This window comes from Amycolatopsis sp. NPDC059657 (genome assembly GCF_042734395.1).
GTDB lineage: Bacteria > Actinomycetota > Actinomycetes > Mycobacteriales > Pseudonocardiaceae > Amycolatopsis.
Genome location: NZ_JBHWEB010000001.1, coordinates 75,455 through 91,272, shown reverse-complemented (window position 1 = coordinate 91,272; position 15,818 = coordinate 75,455). Strand labels below are relative to the sequence as shown.

At 67.8% G+C, this 15,818-nt stretch carries 15 protein-coding genes; 9 read left to right on the top strand and 6 right to left on the bottom strand.

The window, feature by feature from the left end:
* Positions 1–126: 126 nt before the first annotated feature.
* Both ACFV15_RS00445 and ACFV15_RS00440 read left to right on the top strand, forming a co-directional pair.
* Positions 127–1,542, top strand: a complete 1,416-nt coding sequence (locus tag ACFV15_RS00445) for a polysaccharide lyase 6 family protein (protein ID WP_378347962.1) — start codon at positions 127–129, stop codon at positions 1,540–1,542.
* An 87-nt stretch (positions 1,543–1,629) separates the two neighbouring features.
* Positions 1,630–2,454, top strand: a complete 825-nt coding sequence (locus tag ACFV15_RS00440) for a murein transglycosylase (protein WP_378347961.1) — start codon at positions 1,630–1,632, stop codon at positions 2,452–2,454.
* Here ACFV15_RS00440 and ACFV15_RS00435 read toward each other — a convergent pair.
* The 4 genes from ACFV15_RS00435 to ACFV15_RS00420 all read right to left on the bottom strand — a co-directional run bounded on the left by ACFV15_RS00435 (position 2,451) and on the right by ACFV15_RS00420 (position 6,435).
* Positions 2,451–2,849, bottom strand: a complete 399-nt coding sequence (locus tag ACFV15_RS00435; RefSeq protein ID WP_378347960.1) for a hypothetical protein — start codon at positions 2,847–2,849, stop codon at positions 2,451–2,453. The two genes, ACFV15_RS00440 and ACFV15_RS00435, sit on opposite strands and share 4 nt — an antisense overlap.
* A gap of 99 nt (positions 2,850–2,948) precedes the next feature.
* On the bottom strand, positions 2,949–4,304 hold the full coding sequence (locus ACFV15_RS00430; RefSeq protein ID WP_378347959.1) for a VWA domain-containing protein: 1,356 nt from the start codon (positions 4,302–4,304) through the stop codon (positions 2,949–2,951).
* Positions 4,301–5,173 carry an AAA family ATPase gene (locus ACFV15_RS00425; RefSeq protein WP_378347958.1) on the bottom strand — a complete coding sequence of 291 codons (873 nt, stop codon included), beginning with the start codon at positions 5,171–5,173 and terminating at the stop codon, positions 4,301–4,303. Before ACFV15_RS00425 ends, ACFV15_RS00430 begins: the two co-directional genes overlap by 4 nt.
* A 137-nt stretch (positions 5,174–5,310) precedes the next feature.
* A complete protein-coding gene (locus tag ACFV15_RS00420) occupies positions 5,311–6,435 on the bottom strand; it encodes a glycosyltransferase (protein ID WP_378347957.1) in 1,125 nt (374 codons plus the stop codon).
* A gap of 167 nt (positions 6,436–6,602) precedes the next feature.
* Here ACFV15_RS00420 and ACFV15_RS00415 point away from each other — a divergent pair, with 167 nt between their 5' ends.
* The 3 genes from ACFV15_RS00415 to ACFV15_RS00405 are packed head-to-tail and all read left to right on the top strand — an operon-like array spanning position 6,603 to position 11,187.
* Positions 6,603–8,621 (top strand): PEP/pyruvate-binding domain-containing protein, encoded by a 2,019-nt coding sequence (locus ACFV15_RS00415; protein WP_378347956.1) that lies wholly within the window; start codon positions 6,603–6,605, stop codon positions 8,619–8,621.
* Positions 8,618–9,823 carry an MFS transporter gene (locus ACFV15_RS00410; RefSeq protein ID WP_378347955.1) on the top strand — a complete coding sequence of 402 codons (1,206 nt, stop codon included), beginning with the start codon at positions 8,618–8,620 and terminating at the stop codon, positions 9,821–9,823. Before ACFV15_RS00415 ends, ACFV15_RS00410 begins: the two co-directional genes overlap by 4 nt.
* Positions 9,823–11,187 (top strand): acetyl-CoA carboxylase biotin carboxylase subunit family protein, encoded by a 1,365-nt coding sequence (locus ACFV15_RS00405; RefSeq protein WP_378347954.1) that lies wholly within the window; start codon positions 9,823–9,825, stop codon positions 11,185–11,187. Before ACFV15_RS00410 ends, ACFV15_RS00405 begins: the two co-directional genes overlap by 1 nt.
* Here the strand turns inward: ACFV15_RS00405 and ACFV15_RS00400 are convergent.
* Entirely contained in the window at positions 11,135–12,220 is a 1,086-nt protein-coding gene (locus tag ACFV15_RS00400) for a Gfo/Idh/MocA family protein (RefSeq protein WP_378347953.1), read from the bottom strand. The two genes, ACFV15_RS00405 and ACFV15_RS00400, sit on opposite strands and share 53 nt — an antisense overlap.
* Before the next feature lie 23 nt (positions 12,221–12,243).
* On the opposite strand from ACFV15_RS00400, the gene ACFV15_RS00395 reads away from it, so the two are divergent.
* Positions 12,244–12,783 (top strand): NUDIX hydrolase, encoded by a 540-nt coding sequence (locus ACFV15_RS00395; RefSeq protein ID WP_378347952.1) that lies wholly within the window; start codon positions 12,244–12,246, stop codon positions 12,781–12,783.
* On the opposite strand, the gene ACFV15_RS00390 is transcribed toward ACFV15_RS00395, so the two are convergent.
* On the bottom strand, positions 12,767–13,180 hold the full coding sequence (locus ACFV15_RS00390) for a MarR family winged helix-turn-helix transcriptional regulator (RefSeq protein ID WP_378347951.1): 414 nt from the start codon (positions 13,178–13,180) through the stop codon (positions 12,767–12,769). The two genes, ACFV15_RS00395 and ACFV15_RS00390, sit on opposite strands and share 17 nt — an antisense overlap.
* A 69-nt stretch (positions 13,181–13,249) precedes the next feature.
* On the opposite strand from ACFV15_RS00390, the gene ACFV15_RS00385 reads away from it, so the two are divergent.
* The 3 genes from ACFV15_RS00385 (at position 13,250) to mgrA (ending at position 15,715) form a co-directional block, all read left to right on the top strand.
* On the top strand, positions 13,250–13,873 hold the full coding sequence (locus ACFV15_RS00385; RefSeq protein ID WP_378347950.1) for a maleylpyruvate isomerase family mycothiol-dependent enzyme: 624 nt from the start codon (positions 13,250–13,252) through the stop codon (positions 13,871–13,873).
* 2 nt (positions 13,874–13,875) lie between these two features.
* Positions 13,876–14,511: a maleylpyruvate isomerase family mycothiol-dependent enzyme gene (locus ACFV15_RS00380; protein ID WP_378347949.1), complete on the top strand. Its 636-nt coding sequence runs from the start codon at positions 13,876–13,878 to the stop codon at positions 14,509–14,511.
* 175 nt (positions 14,512–14,686) lie between these two features.
* Positions 14,687–15,715 (top strand): L-glyceraldehyde 3-phosphate reductase, encoded by a 1,029-nt coding sequence (mgrA, locus tag ACFV15_RS00375; protein ID WP_378347948.1) that lies wholly within the window; start codon positions 14,687–14,689, stop codon positions 15,713–15,715.
* Positions 15,716–15,818: the final 103 nt, after the last annotated feature.

The window sequence follows — 15,818 nt, the reverse complement described above, 5'->3', positions numbered from 1 at the left end:
GCGGCGGCGCGCTCAGCGTAAGAGTTCCGTCAGCGAGGAACAAGATACCTTCGACGATTGCGAGAAAATCCCCTTACGATTAGGCTGTTCGAGCCGCCGTGAGACGTCCAGCCGAGAGGACGAACCATGGCAGGCTCACGCCTGTTTTCACTGCTCACAGCACTTTTGCTGCTCTCTCCCGCGACACCGGCGGGCGCGGCGCCACCGTCGGGGGACTCCTGCCTTCGGACCATCCCGGTGAGCGGTAACAGCGCCTTTTCCGCCGCGCTCACCGCCGCGAAACCCGGCGATTGCCTGTCACTGGCCGACGGCACCTACAACGCGGTCGCGGCCAAGAATTCCGGCTCGGCCGCGAATCCGATCGTCATCTCCGCGAAGAACCGGTTGAAGGCCGGATTCAGTTCCGGAACCGTCGCGGTCACCGGGTCCCATGTCACCTTTGAAGGTTTCACATTCACCGGAAGTGCGAACTTCCGGATGACCGACACGGTCGGCTCACGTGTGACCCGGAGTGTATTCCGCAGTTCCGCCAAGGAGTTCGTGCAGCTGTACGGCAAGAACGGCGACGGCAACCGGGTCGACCACAACGAGATGGGCCCGAAGAAGCAGGAAGGCCACTTCGTCCAGATAGGACAGAACCCGTACACGCCGACCACGACGCTCGTCGACCACAACTACTTCCACGACCTTGCCTCCGGCGACCAGGGCGGCGAGGCGTTGCGGGTCGGCGGTTTCGGCCCGCCGGGCGACTACTTCAAGAGCCACACCGTGTTCGAGTACAACCTGCTCGTGCACTGCGACGGCGACGCGGAGATCCTGTCGCTGAAGGGATCCGCGAACACGTTCCGCTTCAACACGGTCCGCGCCAGTTCCGGCACCATCAACATCAGGGCGGGCGTCGACAACGTCATCCAGGGCAACTTCGTCTTCAGCGATGGCAACAAGAAGGCGCAGGGCATCCGGCTCAGCGAGGACAACCACCTGATCTACAACAACTACGTCGAAGTCATCGACAAACCGCTGATCCTCAACGCGGGCGACCCGAAGCCGGGCAACCCGCCACCCGGCGTGCCGCCGAGCGGTGAGTTCAAGGGGCACGCGCAGGTGCGCAACGCGGTCGTCGCGGGCAACACCTTCATCGGCATCACGTCCGGCGTCGACTTCGGCGGCGGTTCCGCGCCGCCGCTGAACCTGACCTTCTCCGGCAACATCGTCCGCTCGGGCGGCACGAACATCGGACATGGTTCCACGCCGACGAAATCGACCTACGCGGCCAACCTCCTCTTCGGTGGCACACCAGGGATCAGCGGCCCGGGCTTCCGCGTGGCCGACCCGAAACTGGTCCGCGTGGCAGGCGTGTTCCAGCCGGGGCCGGACAGTCCCGCGCTGCGAGCCGGTGCGGCGAACGCGATACTCACCGAGGACGTCGAAGGGCGGCAACGGCTTTCGCCGCCGGACATCGGCGCCGTCGAAGCGTCGTCGACCACCGCGCCGGTGCGGCTTCCGCTCACCACGGCCGACGTGGGTCCCTCGGCGCCTTGAAGCTCCGAGGTTGCTCGGGCGTGAGCTAGATCGCGCCCGAGCACGGGCGACCGGCCGGTAGCCCGGAGTTCCCGTACCGTGGGACTGGTGACCGATTCGCGCACCTCGCCGCTGAGCCTGCTGGACCAGGAGCAGCCGCCGCACCCCGAGCGGAAAAGCCGCCGTGGTTGCGCGATCGTCGCCATGCTCGTGGTGGCCTGCCTGATCGCCGTCTCGATCTGGATCTTCGACAGCCTGAGCAGCCGCCCGGTCGTGCCCATCAAGCCGCGGTTCGAAGTGCCCGCGCTGCTGCCGGAGCCCCGGACGGCGATCCCCGGCGAGGCGGGCGCGCTGCCGTCGGCGGAGACGCTCGACGCCTGGGTCGCGAAGGTGTCCGACCGCACTGACATTCCCCTGCGCGCGCTGCGCGCGTACGTCAACGCCGCCACCGTCACCGCGGCGAAGACCCCGGACTGCCAGATCACCTGGGCGACCATCGCCGGCATCGGCCGGATCGAGTCGCAGCACGGCAGGCACGGCAACTCCGACGTCGACGCCGACGGCGATGTGAGCCCGCCGATCATCGGGCCCGCGCTCGACGGCTCGCCGGGATTCCAGAAGATCGCCGACACCGACAAGGGCAAGCTCGACACCGACGCCGAGTGGGACCGCGCGGTCGGCCCGATGCAGTTCCTGCCCGCCACCTGGAAGCGGTGGAGCGCCCGCGCCAGCGGTGACGGCGCCGCGCCCGATCCGCAGAACATCGACGACGCCGCGCTCACCACGGCCCGCTACATGTGCGCGAAGGGCGGCGACCTCGCCGACCCGGTCGGCTGGTGGACCGCGGTGCTGACGTACAACAACTCGGCCGCCTATGGCCGCGAGGTGTTCAGCAATGCCGACGCCTACGGAAAAGCCGCTTTGAAACCCTAGCGATTCGCGCAGAATTCCTTGGCGCGCTTGATCGACGTGGTGAACTCGATTCCGAGATTGGTCAACTGCATCGCTTGGCGCACTTTCGTCAGCGAATCCGCCAGCGGCTGATATCCGGCGTCACCGGCCGCGGCCGCTTCCGCGAGTTCGGCCGCCGCGTCCCAGCGGCGCGCTACGGTCAGATCGAGGCCTTTCAGCGTCGGCGTCTCCGCCTTGTCGATCACGAGACAGGCCGCGGCGGCGTCCGCGTCCGCACCGCTCGGCGTCTCCGACGTCGCCGTGGCCGACCAGGCGACAGCGACCCCGCCGCCGCCGACCAACAGGCCCAGCAGCACCCCGGCACCGAACACGACGCCCCGCCGGATCGGTCGGCCGAACGCGCTCGGCTCGGTCATGCGACTCCCCCGTGCAGGCGTGCCGGCTAGGACCCACCGACGGTACGTGAGCGGCCCGCCGATCACGACGGGCGCGGGAGGCGGTGGTGCGAACCGTTGTCAGTCCGGCAGTAGACGCGTGACCAAGCGCGTCAATTGCCGCACGTTGCGGCATTCATGCATCGGAATGCAAGTGGCGTATTCACGTGCGGCCGAGTCGCCCGTCGACCACAGTTCGGTGCGTTCGGGGTTGAGCCAATAAGCATGTTTAGCCGACGCAAGGATCTGGCGCAGCGCGGGCAGATTCGGGTCGCCGCCGTTCGTGCGGGCGTCGCCGAGGATGAGCACGGAGGTCCGCGAACCGACGGCGTCGGCGTAGCGCTCGGTGAACTCCCGCAGCGAGTTGCCGTAGTCGCTGTGCCCGTCCCAGCGGGTCAGCGTCGCGTCGGCGAGGATGCGGGCGCCGAGGTCCTCCGGATCGGCGGCGCCGCTGTCCACCAGGTGGGTGATCTCGTCGCAGGCGTCGATGAACGCGAAGACCCTGATCTTGCTGAACTGATCCCGCAGCGCCTGGACCAGCAGCATGGTGAAGTTCGCGAACCCGGCCACCGAACCGGAAAGATCGCACAGCAGCACGATTTCCGGCCGCCCCGGCGCGTGCCTGCGATACGCCGGCTTGAGCGGAACCCCGCCGGTGGACAGTGACCGCCGCAACGTCCGCCGCAGGTCCATCTGCCCGCGCGCGTGCCTGCGCCTGCGCGCGGCCAGCCGGGTGGCAAGCTTGCGTGAGAGCGGATGAACGGCCCGGCGCAACTCGGCGAGCTGCGCGCGGCTGGCCAGCAGGAAGTCGACGCGATCGGCGCTCGGGGCCACGCCATGACGCGCGACGCGCTCGCGTCCACGCAGCTCCGAGGCCCGGCGTCGGGCTTCGGTCCGCACCAGCTCACGGAAGTCTTCGACACGGCGCCGGACGTCGTCGCGGTCGAGCCGGTCGGTGAACTCGGCGGGCGTGCCGGCGCGGATGGCCGCGAGCACGCGCACGATCAACGTCTGCGGCTGCAGCTTGTCCAGCGCCTGGTGCGCGGACCAGCCGCCGCCCGAACCGTTGGCCTCGCCGTACTGACCGAGCATGTCGACGGCGAGCCCGGCCAGCTGCGTGAGCTCGGCCTGGTCGTTGGCGGCGAGCGCGTCCGCGAGCTGAGCGCGCAGGTCCTCGGTGTCGGCCGGGTTGCCGCGCGCCCGCTCGGGCGCTCCTTCACCGAGCGGGAAGTAGAGGTCGAAGGTCGCGTCGAACACGGCCCGCTGTCCCCCGCGCCGCACGAGCGCGGCGGCCAGTCCTTCGCGCATGCGTTCACGGTCGGCGAGCCCGAGCACCTGAAGCGCGGCGGCGGCGTCGACCGTCTCACTCGGGCCTGCCGGAATCCCGTGCTCCCGCAAGGCTTCCACGAACTCGACGAGCCGCGTCGGCACGCTCATGGCTGGTCGAGCTCCAGCCGGGCACCGGCCTTGAGCACGTCATCCTGATGCTTGAGGATCACGCCGAGACTGGCCCGGACGACATCGTCGCTGAGCTTGTCCGCACCGAGCGCGAGCAGCGTCCGCGCCCAGTCGATGGTCTCAGCCACCGAGGGCGCCTTGCGCAGTTCCATCGCCCGCAGCGCGGTGATCACCTTGACCAGCGACTCGGCCACCGTGTCATCGAGTCCAGGCACCTTGAGCCGCACGATCCGCTGCTCGAGTTCCGCGTCCGGGAACCCGATGTGCAGGAACAGGCAGCGACGGCGCAGCGCCTCGGACAACTCACGGGTGGCGTTGGACGTGAGCACCACGAACGGCGGCCGGGTCGCCTTGATGGTGCCCAGCTCGGGCACGGTGATCTGGAAGTCGCCGAGCACCTCGAGCAGCAGCCCCTCGATCTCGACATCGGCCTTGTCGGTCTCGTCGATGAGCAGCACGGTCGGCTCATCACCCTTGATCGCGGTCAGCAGCGGCCTGGCGAGCAGGAACTCCTCGCTGAAGATGTCGGTCCGCGCGTCATCCCACGTCTCATCGCGCCCCGCGGTGATCCTCAGCAGCTGCTTGGCGTGGTTCCACTCGTAAAGCGCCCGCGACTCGTCGACGCCCTCGTAGCACTGCAGCCGCACCAGCCGCGACCCGCTGGCCTGCGCGACCGCCTTGGCCAGCTCGGTCTTACCGACGCCCGCCGGTCCCTCGATCAGCAACGGCTTACCCAGCACATCGGCGAGGAACACAGTGGTCGCCACGGCCTCGGACGCCAGATACCCGGTCTCGGCCAGCCTGGCCTCGACATCGTCCACCGACTCAAAGAACTTGGTCCCGGTCACGCCCGCGACTCTACCCGCCAGTAACCGGCGCCCGCCCTCAAAAAATCCCAATGTGGCATTCGTCAGCTTTGAGCTGACGAAAGCCACATTGGCGTGCTGAAACCTGACGAAAGCCGCATTGGGATTTTTTTCCCAGGTCAGGCCAGGGCTTCGACGCGGGCGGCGATGTCGGCGGGCGTGGGCATCGCGGCGATCTCGGCCGCGACCTCACGCGAGGCCAGGCGAAGCTTCTCGTCGGTGAGGAGCCGCCCCAGCAAGGCGGGCGAGAGGTCTTCGGCGGTCGCGCGCAGGCCCGCTCCCCTGGCGTGGACGGCGTCGGCGTTGGCGTAGCGGTCCGAGCCGTCGGGGAGCACGAGTTGCGGGACGCCGTGGACCAGCGTGGTGAGTGCGGTTCCGCCGCCGCCGTGGTGGATGGTCGCGTCCGAGCCCGCGACGACGCCGTCCCAGGGTACCCAGCCCACCGCGCGCACATTGGCCGGTAACTCGCCGAGAGTCGAGATGTCGATCTTGCCCATGACCAGCACGAACTCGGCCTCGACCTGGGCGGCGGCCGCGATGAGGCGGTCCACCCTGGTCAGTCCGTCGACCTTCGGCGGGACGGTGCCGAGCGTGACCGCCACCCGTGGCCGGTCCGCGCGGGTGGCGAGCCAGGCGGGCAGGGTGGACACGCCGTTGAACGCGATGGGCTGCATCGGCCAGCCGTCTTTCTGAGCCAGAGCCATGCTGGGCGGTGCGACGTCGAGCACGCCCACCGGCGCAGGGACATCGATGCCGAGGCGATCCAGCGCCGGGGCCAGGTCGGCCAGCATCAGGTCGCGCAGCCGACCCGTCCGGATGAATCCCAGGTCGCACTGCAGCGCGGAGACGCCGAGCCGGGCGGCGGCGAGCAGACCGGCCGGGAACAGGTAGTCGTAGACGACCACGTCGGGGCGCCAGCGCAGCGCGAGGTCCACAAAGGATTCGACGACCGAGTCGTTGACCAGAGCCGCGAGCCTGACGAAGACCTCGCGGTCACCCGAGTTGGTCTCGACCGTACGGGCGAGCAGGTCAGGGCGTTCCGCCGAGGCACGACGGCGCAGCTCGGTGCGCCAGTCCAAACCGGGCAGCGCGTTGACGAAAGGCAAACCGGAGGAGGTCACCACTTCGCCGCCGTCGAGCGAGCCGAACAACACCTCGTTACCTCTGGCTTGCAGCGCGGCCGCCAGTGGCACCAACGGGAACAGGTGCCCGATGGCCGGGACACCGGCGAACAGAACGCGCATCTTTTGGACCCCTTGTTCGGCATTCCACCTGTAAGGATGAACACTAGCAGGCCGGACGCTCCCCTATTCCGGACAATTAGGGGTAGCATCCGCGCGAGTGCCGCTTATAGCCTTGAGTATCGGCCTCCTGGAAGGCGAACGGAACAACCGCGACTGATGTGGCAGGCATGACGACGAATAGCGAACCCGGCAGCACGCCGGAACTGTCCGGATCGATTCCGGCACTGATCGGCGAGCGGCTGACCCTGTCGGCGTTCTCGCAGCTCTCGGGCACGCTGTCCAGCTACCCGTACGTCAAACTGGTGGTGGACGGGGAGACCTCGAAGATCCACTTCATCAACAGCGCGCACGACCTCTTCCACGTGAAATACATCGCACGGCATATTCTCGGAATTCCCATGATGGAATTGGAAAATTCGCTCGACTCATTCAATTACGAGGTCTACAACAAACCGGATCGCCGATTCTGCCTCGGCATTCTCTCGTTGCACAGGCTCGCCGATCCCGAGGTGAACCAGGAACCGCGGTTCTTCTCACTGGAAACCGTCGAAGCGGACACCATGACCGCCGAGATGCTCCAGTTCTTCTACAATTTCGTCCGCGATCACGTCGACCAGGCATTGCCGCTGCTGCTCAAGCCCGCCAACCATCTGCAAGAGGGTTACGTCGAGCAGATCCCGGCAGCCGAACTGCCCCGCATCCTCGCGCACGAACTGTTCTCCTCCGCGCCGTTCGTCGCACTGAACCCCGGCAAGACCTGGGGCAGGCTCCGGCTGTTCCGCACCGAGCAGGAGTATCGCGAGACCACGGATCCCTTGCAGTGGCACGACATCATCGCCATGCACCGGGTGCCGGACGACATCCCGCGCCTCGCCGGGATCATCAACGCCGAGCACACCACCCCGTTGTCCCACACCAACATCCTGGCCGCGGGCTGGCAGATCCCCAACGCGGTCCAGCTCGGCGTGTTCGAGACGGCGGAGCCGCTCGACGGCCAGTGGGTCGAGTACACAGTGGACGGTTCGCGGACCGCGATCGGCCTCGACCGCATCGAGCGGCCGTCCGAAGCGGACAACCATCCCTCGTGGGTCGCCAGCCAGGTCGTGCTGGAACGGCCCGAGGTCACCGAAAGCCCGATCGTTCCGCTGCCCGGCCTGCGCTGGGACGACGCGTACCGCTACGGCACCAAGGCAGCCAACCTCGGTGAGCTGTTCGAGGTGATGGAGCACGGCTCCAACCGGCTGTTCGGCTTCTACCGCATCCCGCGCCCGCCGCGGAAGAACCTGATGGGCTATCTGGCCAAGCAGCTCGGCGTCGCCGATCCCGAAGACTCGAGCGCGATGGCGGCCGCCGCGGCCAAGCTGTTCGCCGACCACCTCAGCGTGCCACGCGGGATCGCGCTTCCTTTCTCACTGCACCAACGGTTCCTGGAGTCCTCGCCGAGCATCCAGCAGGCCATCGGCAAGCTCAAGATGGCGCTGGAACTCGGCGCCCGGGAAATCGACGCGCTCTGCGTGCAGCTGCAGCGGCTCATCCGCGGCGCGAAGATCCCGCAGCCGATCCTCAAGGAGATCGACGACGCGATCGTCGAGCACCTGTCCGGCACCAGCACGTTCGTCGTGCGCAGTTCGTCGAACGCCGAAGACCTGGCGGGTTTCTCCGCGGCGGGCATCTACGAGTCGATCAACCACGTCAGCACCGCGCTCACGATCGTCGACAGCATCAAGGAGGTCTGGGCCTCGCTGGTGTCGGCGCGCAGCGTGCGGCTGCGCGAGCAGGCTGGCATCTCGCTCGACGACTGCTACATGGGCGTGATCATCCAGGAGCAGGTCGCCGCCGACCTCGGTGGCGTGCTGGTGACCAGCAATCCCATGGCGCAGAGCGACTTCCGCAACGTCTACCTCAACGCCACGCCGAAGGTCACCGACGTGATGGAGGGCAACACGGTCCCGTTGCAGTACCTCTACAACACGGTCGAGGGCGGCGGCCGCACGGTCTCGCTCGGCGCCGCGGGTGTCGACCTCGACAGCGCGGCCAAGGACCAGCTGCAGAAGCTCGCGCTCGCGGGCCGCCTGCTGCAGTCACATTTCGCGCCCGACTACACCTTCGGCAGCCCGGTCGACATCGAGTGGGCGGCGGACGCGAAGACGGTGTACCTGCTCCAGCTACGCCCGTACGCGGGGTGACCGACGTCAGCCGGGTGATCCGGCTCTACAAGACCTTCTCCCTGTTCAACGGGCTGCTCTGGTGGCTGCCCATCTTCTACCTGTACCAGCGGCAGGTCGGGCTTTCCGACGGCGAGATCTTCGGCATCCAGAGCATCTACTACGTCGCGTTCCTGCTGCTGGACATCCCGGCGAGTGTGCTGGCCGACCGGTTCGACTACCGGAAATTCCTCGTCGCGGGGGCCGGGACGCTCCTGCTCGCGAATCTGGCGCCGGTGCTGTGGCCGTCCTATTTCGGTTTTCTGTCGCATTTCCTGCTGACCGCGGTCGCTTATTCACTCACCTCCGGCGCGGGAAGTGCCTACCTGTACGAATACCTGCACCGCCGGGGCGCCGACGACCGTTATCGCCAGGCGGAGGGCGGCGCGCGGGCGTACAGCCTGGTCGGCCGGATCGTCTGTCTCCCGGCCGCCGGTCTGCTGATGCAGTGGTACATGCCCTCGCCATACCTGCTCTCGGCGCTGAGTGTCGGCGTCGCCGCGGTCGTCGCGATGCGGCTGCCACCGCTGCCCGGCGACCAGCCGCATGAGAAGGCCGAGAAGTGGGGTTCGCTCGGGCCGTCCTGGGTGCTGCTGCGCAAGTCGCGGATGCTGATCCTGCTGATGGTGCAGGGTGTCGCGGTGTTCACGCTGGTCAGAATCCTGCAGAGCAACCTGTTCCAGCCGATCCTCGACTCGAAGCAGCTGCCGGTCGCGGCGTTCGGCCTGGTGATGGCGGGCACGACGGTGTTCGAGGCGCTCGGCGCCGCGCGCCCGTCCTGGCCGCGACGCTATCTCGGGGACATCCGGGCGATCTTCGTGCTGACCCTGATCATGGGCGGCTGCCTCGCGCTGGTGGTCCCGGCCGGGCTGGCGGCGACGATCGCGTGCCTGTGCGTGTTCTCGTTCTCCAGCGGGCTGGCGTTCCCGATCCAGCGTCAGCTGATCAACAACGCGATCACCGACCCGCGCTGCCGCGCCACCCTGCTCTCGCTCGAGTCGCTGATCGACCGCGCGGTGTGCGCGCTGGTCATCTTGGCGCTCGGCAGCTATCTGTCCGCCGGGAAGATGAACGAGTTCCTGATCCTCGTGGCCATCGGCACCGCCGTCTTGATGGGCGCACTCGTCTCCTTGATCTATCTGGTCAAACGGCAGCACCGCGTGCCGAGCTTGAAAGGAACATGATGAGCAAGATCCTCTACCTCTACGTCAGGGGCGGCGCGCCGCTGGAGTACGCGTTCCCGCGCATCGCGGCCTGCGGCGAACTCCACGTGCTCGCGCTGAGCCCGATGCCGGAAGCGGGCGAGGACGACTGGCGGCCCGCGTGCACCAGCATCACCGAGCGCCGCACGGACCTGCGCGGCGACGCGCTCGTCGACTACATCGCCGAGTTCGCGCGTGAGCTGGGCGCGGACGCGATCCTCACGCTGTCCGAGTTCGCCGTGCTGATGGTCTCGCAGGTCGCGGCCAAGCTCGGCCTGCGCGGCGCCGGCCCGAACCTGGTCAAAGCCCGCGACAAGCGGCTGATGCGCGAAGCGTGGGCGGCTTCCGGCTCGCCGATCCCCGCTTTCCGGCGCGTGACCAGCGAAGACGACCTGCGCAAAGCCCTCGAGACGTTGCGTGCGCCGATGCTGCTCAAGCCGGCCTGGGGTGCGGGTTCGGTCGCCCAGCTGGTGCTCAACACGCCTGACGAGGCGGGCCCGGCGTGGGCCGAAGTCGCCCAAGCGCTGCAGAAGGGCAGCGAGGTCGGAATGAACGAGCTGTACCAGTCCGGCACCGACGGCGACCTGCTGGTCGAAGAGATCATCGACAGCTCCACCGAGGGCTGGTACCCGGATTCGGGCTACGGCGACTACGTCAGCGTCGAAGGCATCGTGGCGGACGGGGTCTATCACCCGCTGTGCATCACCGGGCGGCTGCCGTCGATCCCGCCGTTCACCGAGGTCGCGAGCACCGCGCCGTGCGCGCTGCCGGTCGACCTGCAGCGACAGCTCGAAGAGGTGTCCCGCCAAGCGGTCGACGCGCTCGGCCTCGACACCTGCGGCACGCACACCGAACTCAAGCTCACCGCCGACGGCCCGAAGCTGATCGAGACCGGCGCGCGGTTCGGCGGTGTGCTGATCACCGAGGAGATCGAGACCGTCTACGGCCTCGACGTGATCGGCATGCTCACCCGGCAGCTGCTCGGCGAGGACGTCGAGTACCCGTCCCGCATGCTCGTCGAGGGCACCCGCGCGGCGGCCTCGGTCGCGGTGATCGCCACCGATTCCGCCGGAAACCCTTGGCAGACAACTCCTTTGTGGAATCCGGGCGCCGTCGACTGGAGCAGCATCCTGTCAGAGGGCAGCACCATCGAGGAGTCGAAGGCCTTCGCGATGCCGACCTGCCAGCCGGTGCCGCCATACGACCCGTCGGGTGGCTCACGCAACTGGCTGGGCGTGTTCCTGGTGACCGCGAACGACGCCGAAACCCTGCGCCGCGACTGCAACGCCGTCCTCAATGGTCTCGAAGCGGCCCTGAATCGCTTGTCGCTGCACGCGGTTCGGTAGCCCACGCTTCCCGAGTGGTGGTGACCGGCCTGCCCGTTTCCCAGGATTCCTTGATGGCCAAAGCGATCAGGTGATCCTGGCACGCCTCGGCGAGCGGGTACGGCTGGTTCCCGATCTGCTCGAGCATGCTCGCGATGGCGATCTCTTCGTCGGAAAGCCTTGCGGGGAAATAAGGATTGTGCCAGCACACCTCGCCGTCGAGGGTCAGCGAGTCGAGCGCGTGGCCTTCGAGGTTGCTGTCCATTCCGGTCTGCCTGCGCTCGATCCGGCTGCTGGCGGCCATCCGATGCACGACATCGTCGACGATCTCGCCATGCGACCCGCTGACGACATGCCGATGTGTCCTCAGCGGATGCCACCACTGCCCGTCGGTGAAGTCGTAAAGCCCGACGCGGCCGTCCCCGAAGTCGAGCGTGGCGACCACCCGGTGCGCGGTGGTCATGACCTCGTGGTCAGGCCGGCCCGCGCGGTCGGGGCCTTTCACCAGCGGCGCCGCGAACCGTCGCGCGCTGACGGTCGCGGGCGCGAACCCGGCGCCGAGCAGCCCGCGGATGAGCGCGACGGCGTGGTAGTCGTGCGTCGACGACACCTGCGCGCCGGTGACCGTGCCGAGAATTCCCTTACGCGCCAGGCTTTCCCGGACCGCGTGCATCGGCTGGAACGGGTACTGCTCCGCCACCTGCACCAGGCCCGACGCGCCGACCTCAGCCCAAAGCTTTCGAAGCTCATCGCGGTCCCGCGCCGGTGGGGTTTCGGACAGCACCGGAAGACCGTGCCGGACCAGCTCCGTCACGACCGAGGGGTTCGCCTCGCGCGGCACGGACGTCACGACGAAGTCCGGGTTTCGTGTGAGCAGGCCGTCGATGTCCCGGTAAGTGGGCACACCCCAGGCTTGTTCGACTTCGGCGCCGCGCTCGGCCGTGCGCGTGACGACGCCGACGACCGTGAACCGCTCGGGCAGCGCATGGGCGATGCGGAGGTAGAAGTCCGCGCGCCAGCCATGACCGACGATGCCGAACCGGAACGGTTTCATGAAACGAGTTTAGAGTTGAAGTCATGTCTGGGGACTCGACGCGGTGGACCGTGCACGGCTCACGGCGGATCTACGCCTCGCCATGGGTCAACCTCGATCTCGACGAGGTCGAAATCCCCGGCGGGCGCCGGTTCGACCATCACGTGATCCGTTTCGAAGGCCCGTCCGTCGGCGCGGTGATCGTCGAAGACGACCGCGTGCTGCTGACGCGGCGCCATCGTTTCACCATCGGACGGCCGGGCTGGGAAATCCCGGCAGGCTGGTGCGACGAAGGCGAGACCCCCGAGGAGGCCGTCCGGCGCGAGGTCTTGGAGGAGACCGGCTACGCGATCTCCTCGGCCGAGCATCTCGTCACGCAGTACTCACTCGCGGGCATCAGTACGCACCAGTTCCAGTTCTTCGTCTGCGGCGGAGTCGTCCAGCAGGGCGAGGCCGACAAGAGCGAAACCTCCCAGCTGGGATGGTTCACCTGGCCAGAAGTGCGAGCACTGCTCACGGACGGCGAAATTCCGGATGGTTGTTCAGCGGCCGCGCTGACCTTTTTCCTCAGTACTCGTCGATGATCTTGCGAAGCGCTCGGTGCACCCGCTCCAGCGCCTCCACCCCGATGAAGTCGCGCAGCTTCTGCTCCAGCTCGCCGATCACGGCGAACGCGGTGTCGAGCGCGCGCTCACCCCGCTCGGTGAAGACGATGAGTTTGGCCCGGCGGTCGCTGGGATCGGGCACCCGGCGCAGGTAGCCGAGTTTCTCCAGGTCGTCGACCAGTTCGCCCATGGCCTGCGGGGTCATCACCGCCTTCTCGGCGAGCTTGGTCAGGCGGATGCCGTCGTGCTCCATGTTGATGAACACGGTCGCGTGCGCGGGCCGGACGTCGGGGTCCGCGGCCTTGCCCGCCTCGTTGATCTCCTCCGACAGCCGCAGGTAGGCCAGGTAAAGCAGCGCCGGGGTGTTGTCTTCCAAGCGTCCTCCTCGTACTCTTCAGGCAGCATTATATTCAGGCAGCCTTACTAAATCCAAGGGAGCGGGCCGGTGACCGAGTACTGGGGTGACATCGACAGCGAGCGCGCGAGCCTCGCCGATCAGCTGGACGACCTCACCGAGGCGGAGTGGAAAACGCCCTCACTTTGCGAGGGCTGGACGGCGCGTGAGGTCGTCGCGCACCTGACGTATCCGACGCGCGAGACCTGGGGCGAGATGCTCGGCGGGCTGATCAGGGCCAAGGGCGACTTCGACCGGATGACCCACGAGTCCGCGATCAAGGAGGCCGCGCCGTTCAGCAACGCCGAACTCGTCGCCGGGCTGCGCGCCATCGTCGGCTCGCGCAGGCTGGCTCCGCTGACCAAGCCGAGTGAGCCACTGTTCGAGATCCTGCTGCACGCGCAGGACATCATGCGCCCGCTCGGCCGGCCCCGGCCGATGCCGCCGGCGGCCGCGCTCAAAGCGGTCGAGCGGATCTGGTCGATGGGATTCCCGTTCAACGCCAAGAAGAAGCTGAAAGGCTTCCGCCTCAACGCGGTCGACGTCAGCTGGTCCGCCGGCGAAGGCGAGCTGATCGAGGGCCCCGTCGAAGACCTCCTGCTGCTGGTCTCGGGACGGACCGAGATCGCACTTCCCCACCTGTCCGGCGACGGCGCCGCGGCACTCAAGGAGTAGTCATGACCGAATACTGGCGCGAAGTCGACCACGAGCGGGCCACACTCGCCGACCAGCTGACCGAACTGTCCGAAGCGGAATGGAACCGGCGAAGCCTGTGCGACAAGTGGCTGGTCCGTGACGTCGCCGCCCACCTTTCGATTCTGAAGCTGATGAGCGTCGGCCGGTCCGTGACCGAGGCCGTCCGCGCTCGCGGCAACTTCGACCGGATGATCGTCAACGTCACGGCCGAGGTCGCCGAGCGGCACACCAACGCCGAACTGGTGACCGAATTGCGGTCAATGATCGGATCACGTCGGCGCGCGCCGGGCACCAAGCCGACCGAGCCGCTGCTCGACATCCTGGTGCACGGCCAGGACATCATGGTCCCGCTCGGCCGCGAGCGCCCGATACCGACCGCGGCGGGCCTGGTCGCGCTGGAGCGCGTGTGGACGATCGGCTTTCCCTTCCACGCGAAGAAGAAGCTCCGCGGGCTGCGGCTCAAGACCACCGACGCCGACTGGTCAGGTGGCGACGGCGAGCTCGTCGAGGGTCCGCTGCGCGCCATCCTGCTGCTCGCCGCCGGGCGCGTCGACGGCGCGCTTCCTGATCTTTCCGGCGACGGCGTCCAGGCACTCAAAGCTCGGATGACCAGCTAGGGCGCGTCTCGTAGGTCCTGCACGCGCTAGCCGCGCCCAGGTGGTCGCTGACGGCACCGCGCGATCACCCGAGTACAACCCGGTACGAGGATGATCCCGCGGCACCGCCAGCGACCACCTGGATCACGACTCCCATCGCACAGGACCTACGAGACGCGCCCTAGTATCCCGAATCGTGACCTACGTTGCGGCGACCAGCCGATACGACTCGTTCCCCTACCGGCGCTGTGGCCGGAGCGGACTGAAGCTTCCCGCCATCTCACTCGGCCTGTGGCACAACTTCGGCCACGACAAGCCGTTCGACACCCAGCGCGCCATCGCGCGGCGCGCGTTCGACCTCGGTATCACCCACTTCGACCTGGCCAACAACTACGGCCCGCCGTACGGCTCGGCCGAGACCAACTTCGGGCGCCTGCTCGCCGACGACTTCAAGCCGTACCGCGACGAGCTGATCGTGTCTTCGAAGGCCGGCTACGACATGTGGCCCGGCCCGTACGGCGAGTGGGGTTCGCGCAAGTACCTGCTGGCCTCGCTCGACCAGTCGCTGGGCAGGCTCGGCCTCGACTACGTCGACATCTTCTACTCGCACCGGTTCGACCCGGACACCCCGCTGGAGGAGACGGTCGGCGCGCTCGACACCGCGGTCCGCTCCGGCAAGGCGCTGTACGTGGGCATTTCCTCGTACTCGTCGGAGAAGACCCGCGAGGCCGCGAGGCTCCTGCGTGAGCTGGGCACTCCCCTGCTCATCCACCAGCCGTCGTACTCGATGTTCAACCGCTGGACCGAAGAGGACCGGCTGCTCGACACCCTCGAGGCGGAGGGCGCGGGCTGCATCGCGTTCTCCCCGCTCGCGCAGGGGCTGCTGACCAGCCGTTACCTCGACGGCGTCCCGTCGGACTCGCGCGCGGCGCAGGGCAAGTCGCTCAACCCGGACACGATCGACGAGACCGCGCTGGCGAAGGTCCGCGCGCTCAACGAGATCGCGCAGCGCCGCGGCCAGTCCCTCGCCCAGCTCGCGCTGGCCTGGGGCCTGCGGGACCCGCGCATGACCTCGGTGCTCATCGGCGCGAGCAGCGTCAAGCAGCTCGAGGACAACGTCGGCGCGCTGGCCAACCTCGACTTCACCGCCGAGGAGCTCCGCGACATCGACCAGTACGCCACCGAAGGCGACATCAACCTCTGGAAGAAGTCGACCGACGCCTAGCGGGTCGTGAGTGTTTGGGGGGGGGGGGTGGGAGCGGGGAAAGAAACACAACATCCAACGAGCGAGGGTGGTACCAGAAGGCGGCGGGCCGCCCGCCGCCGGG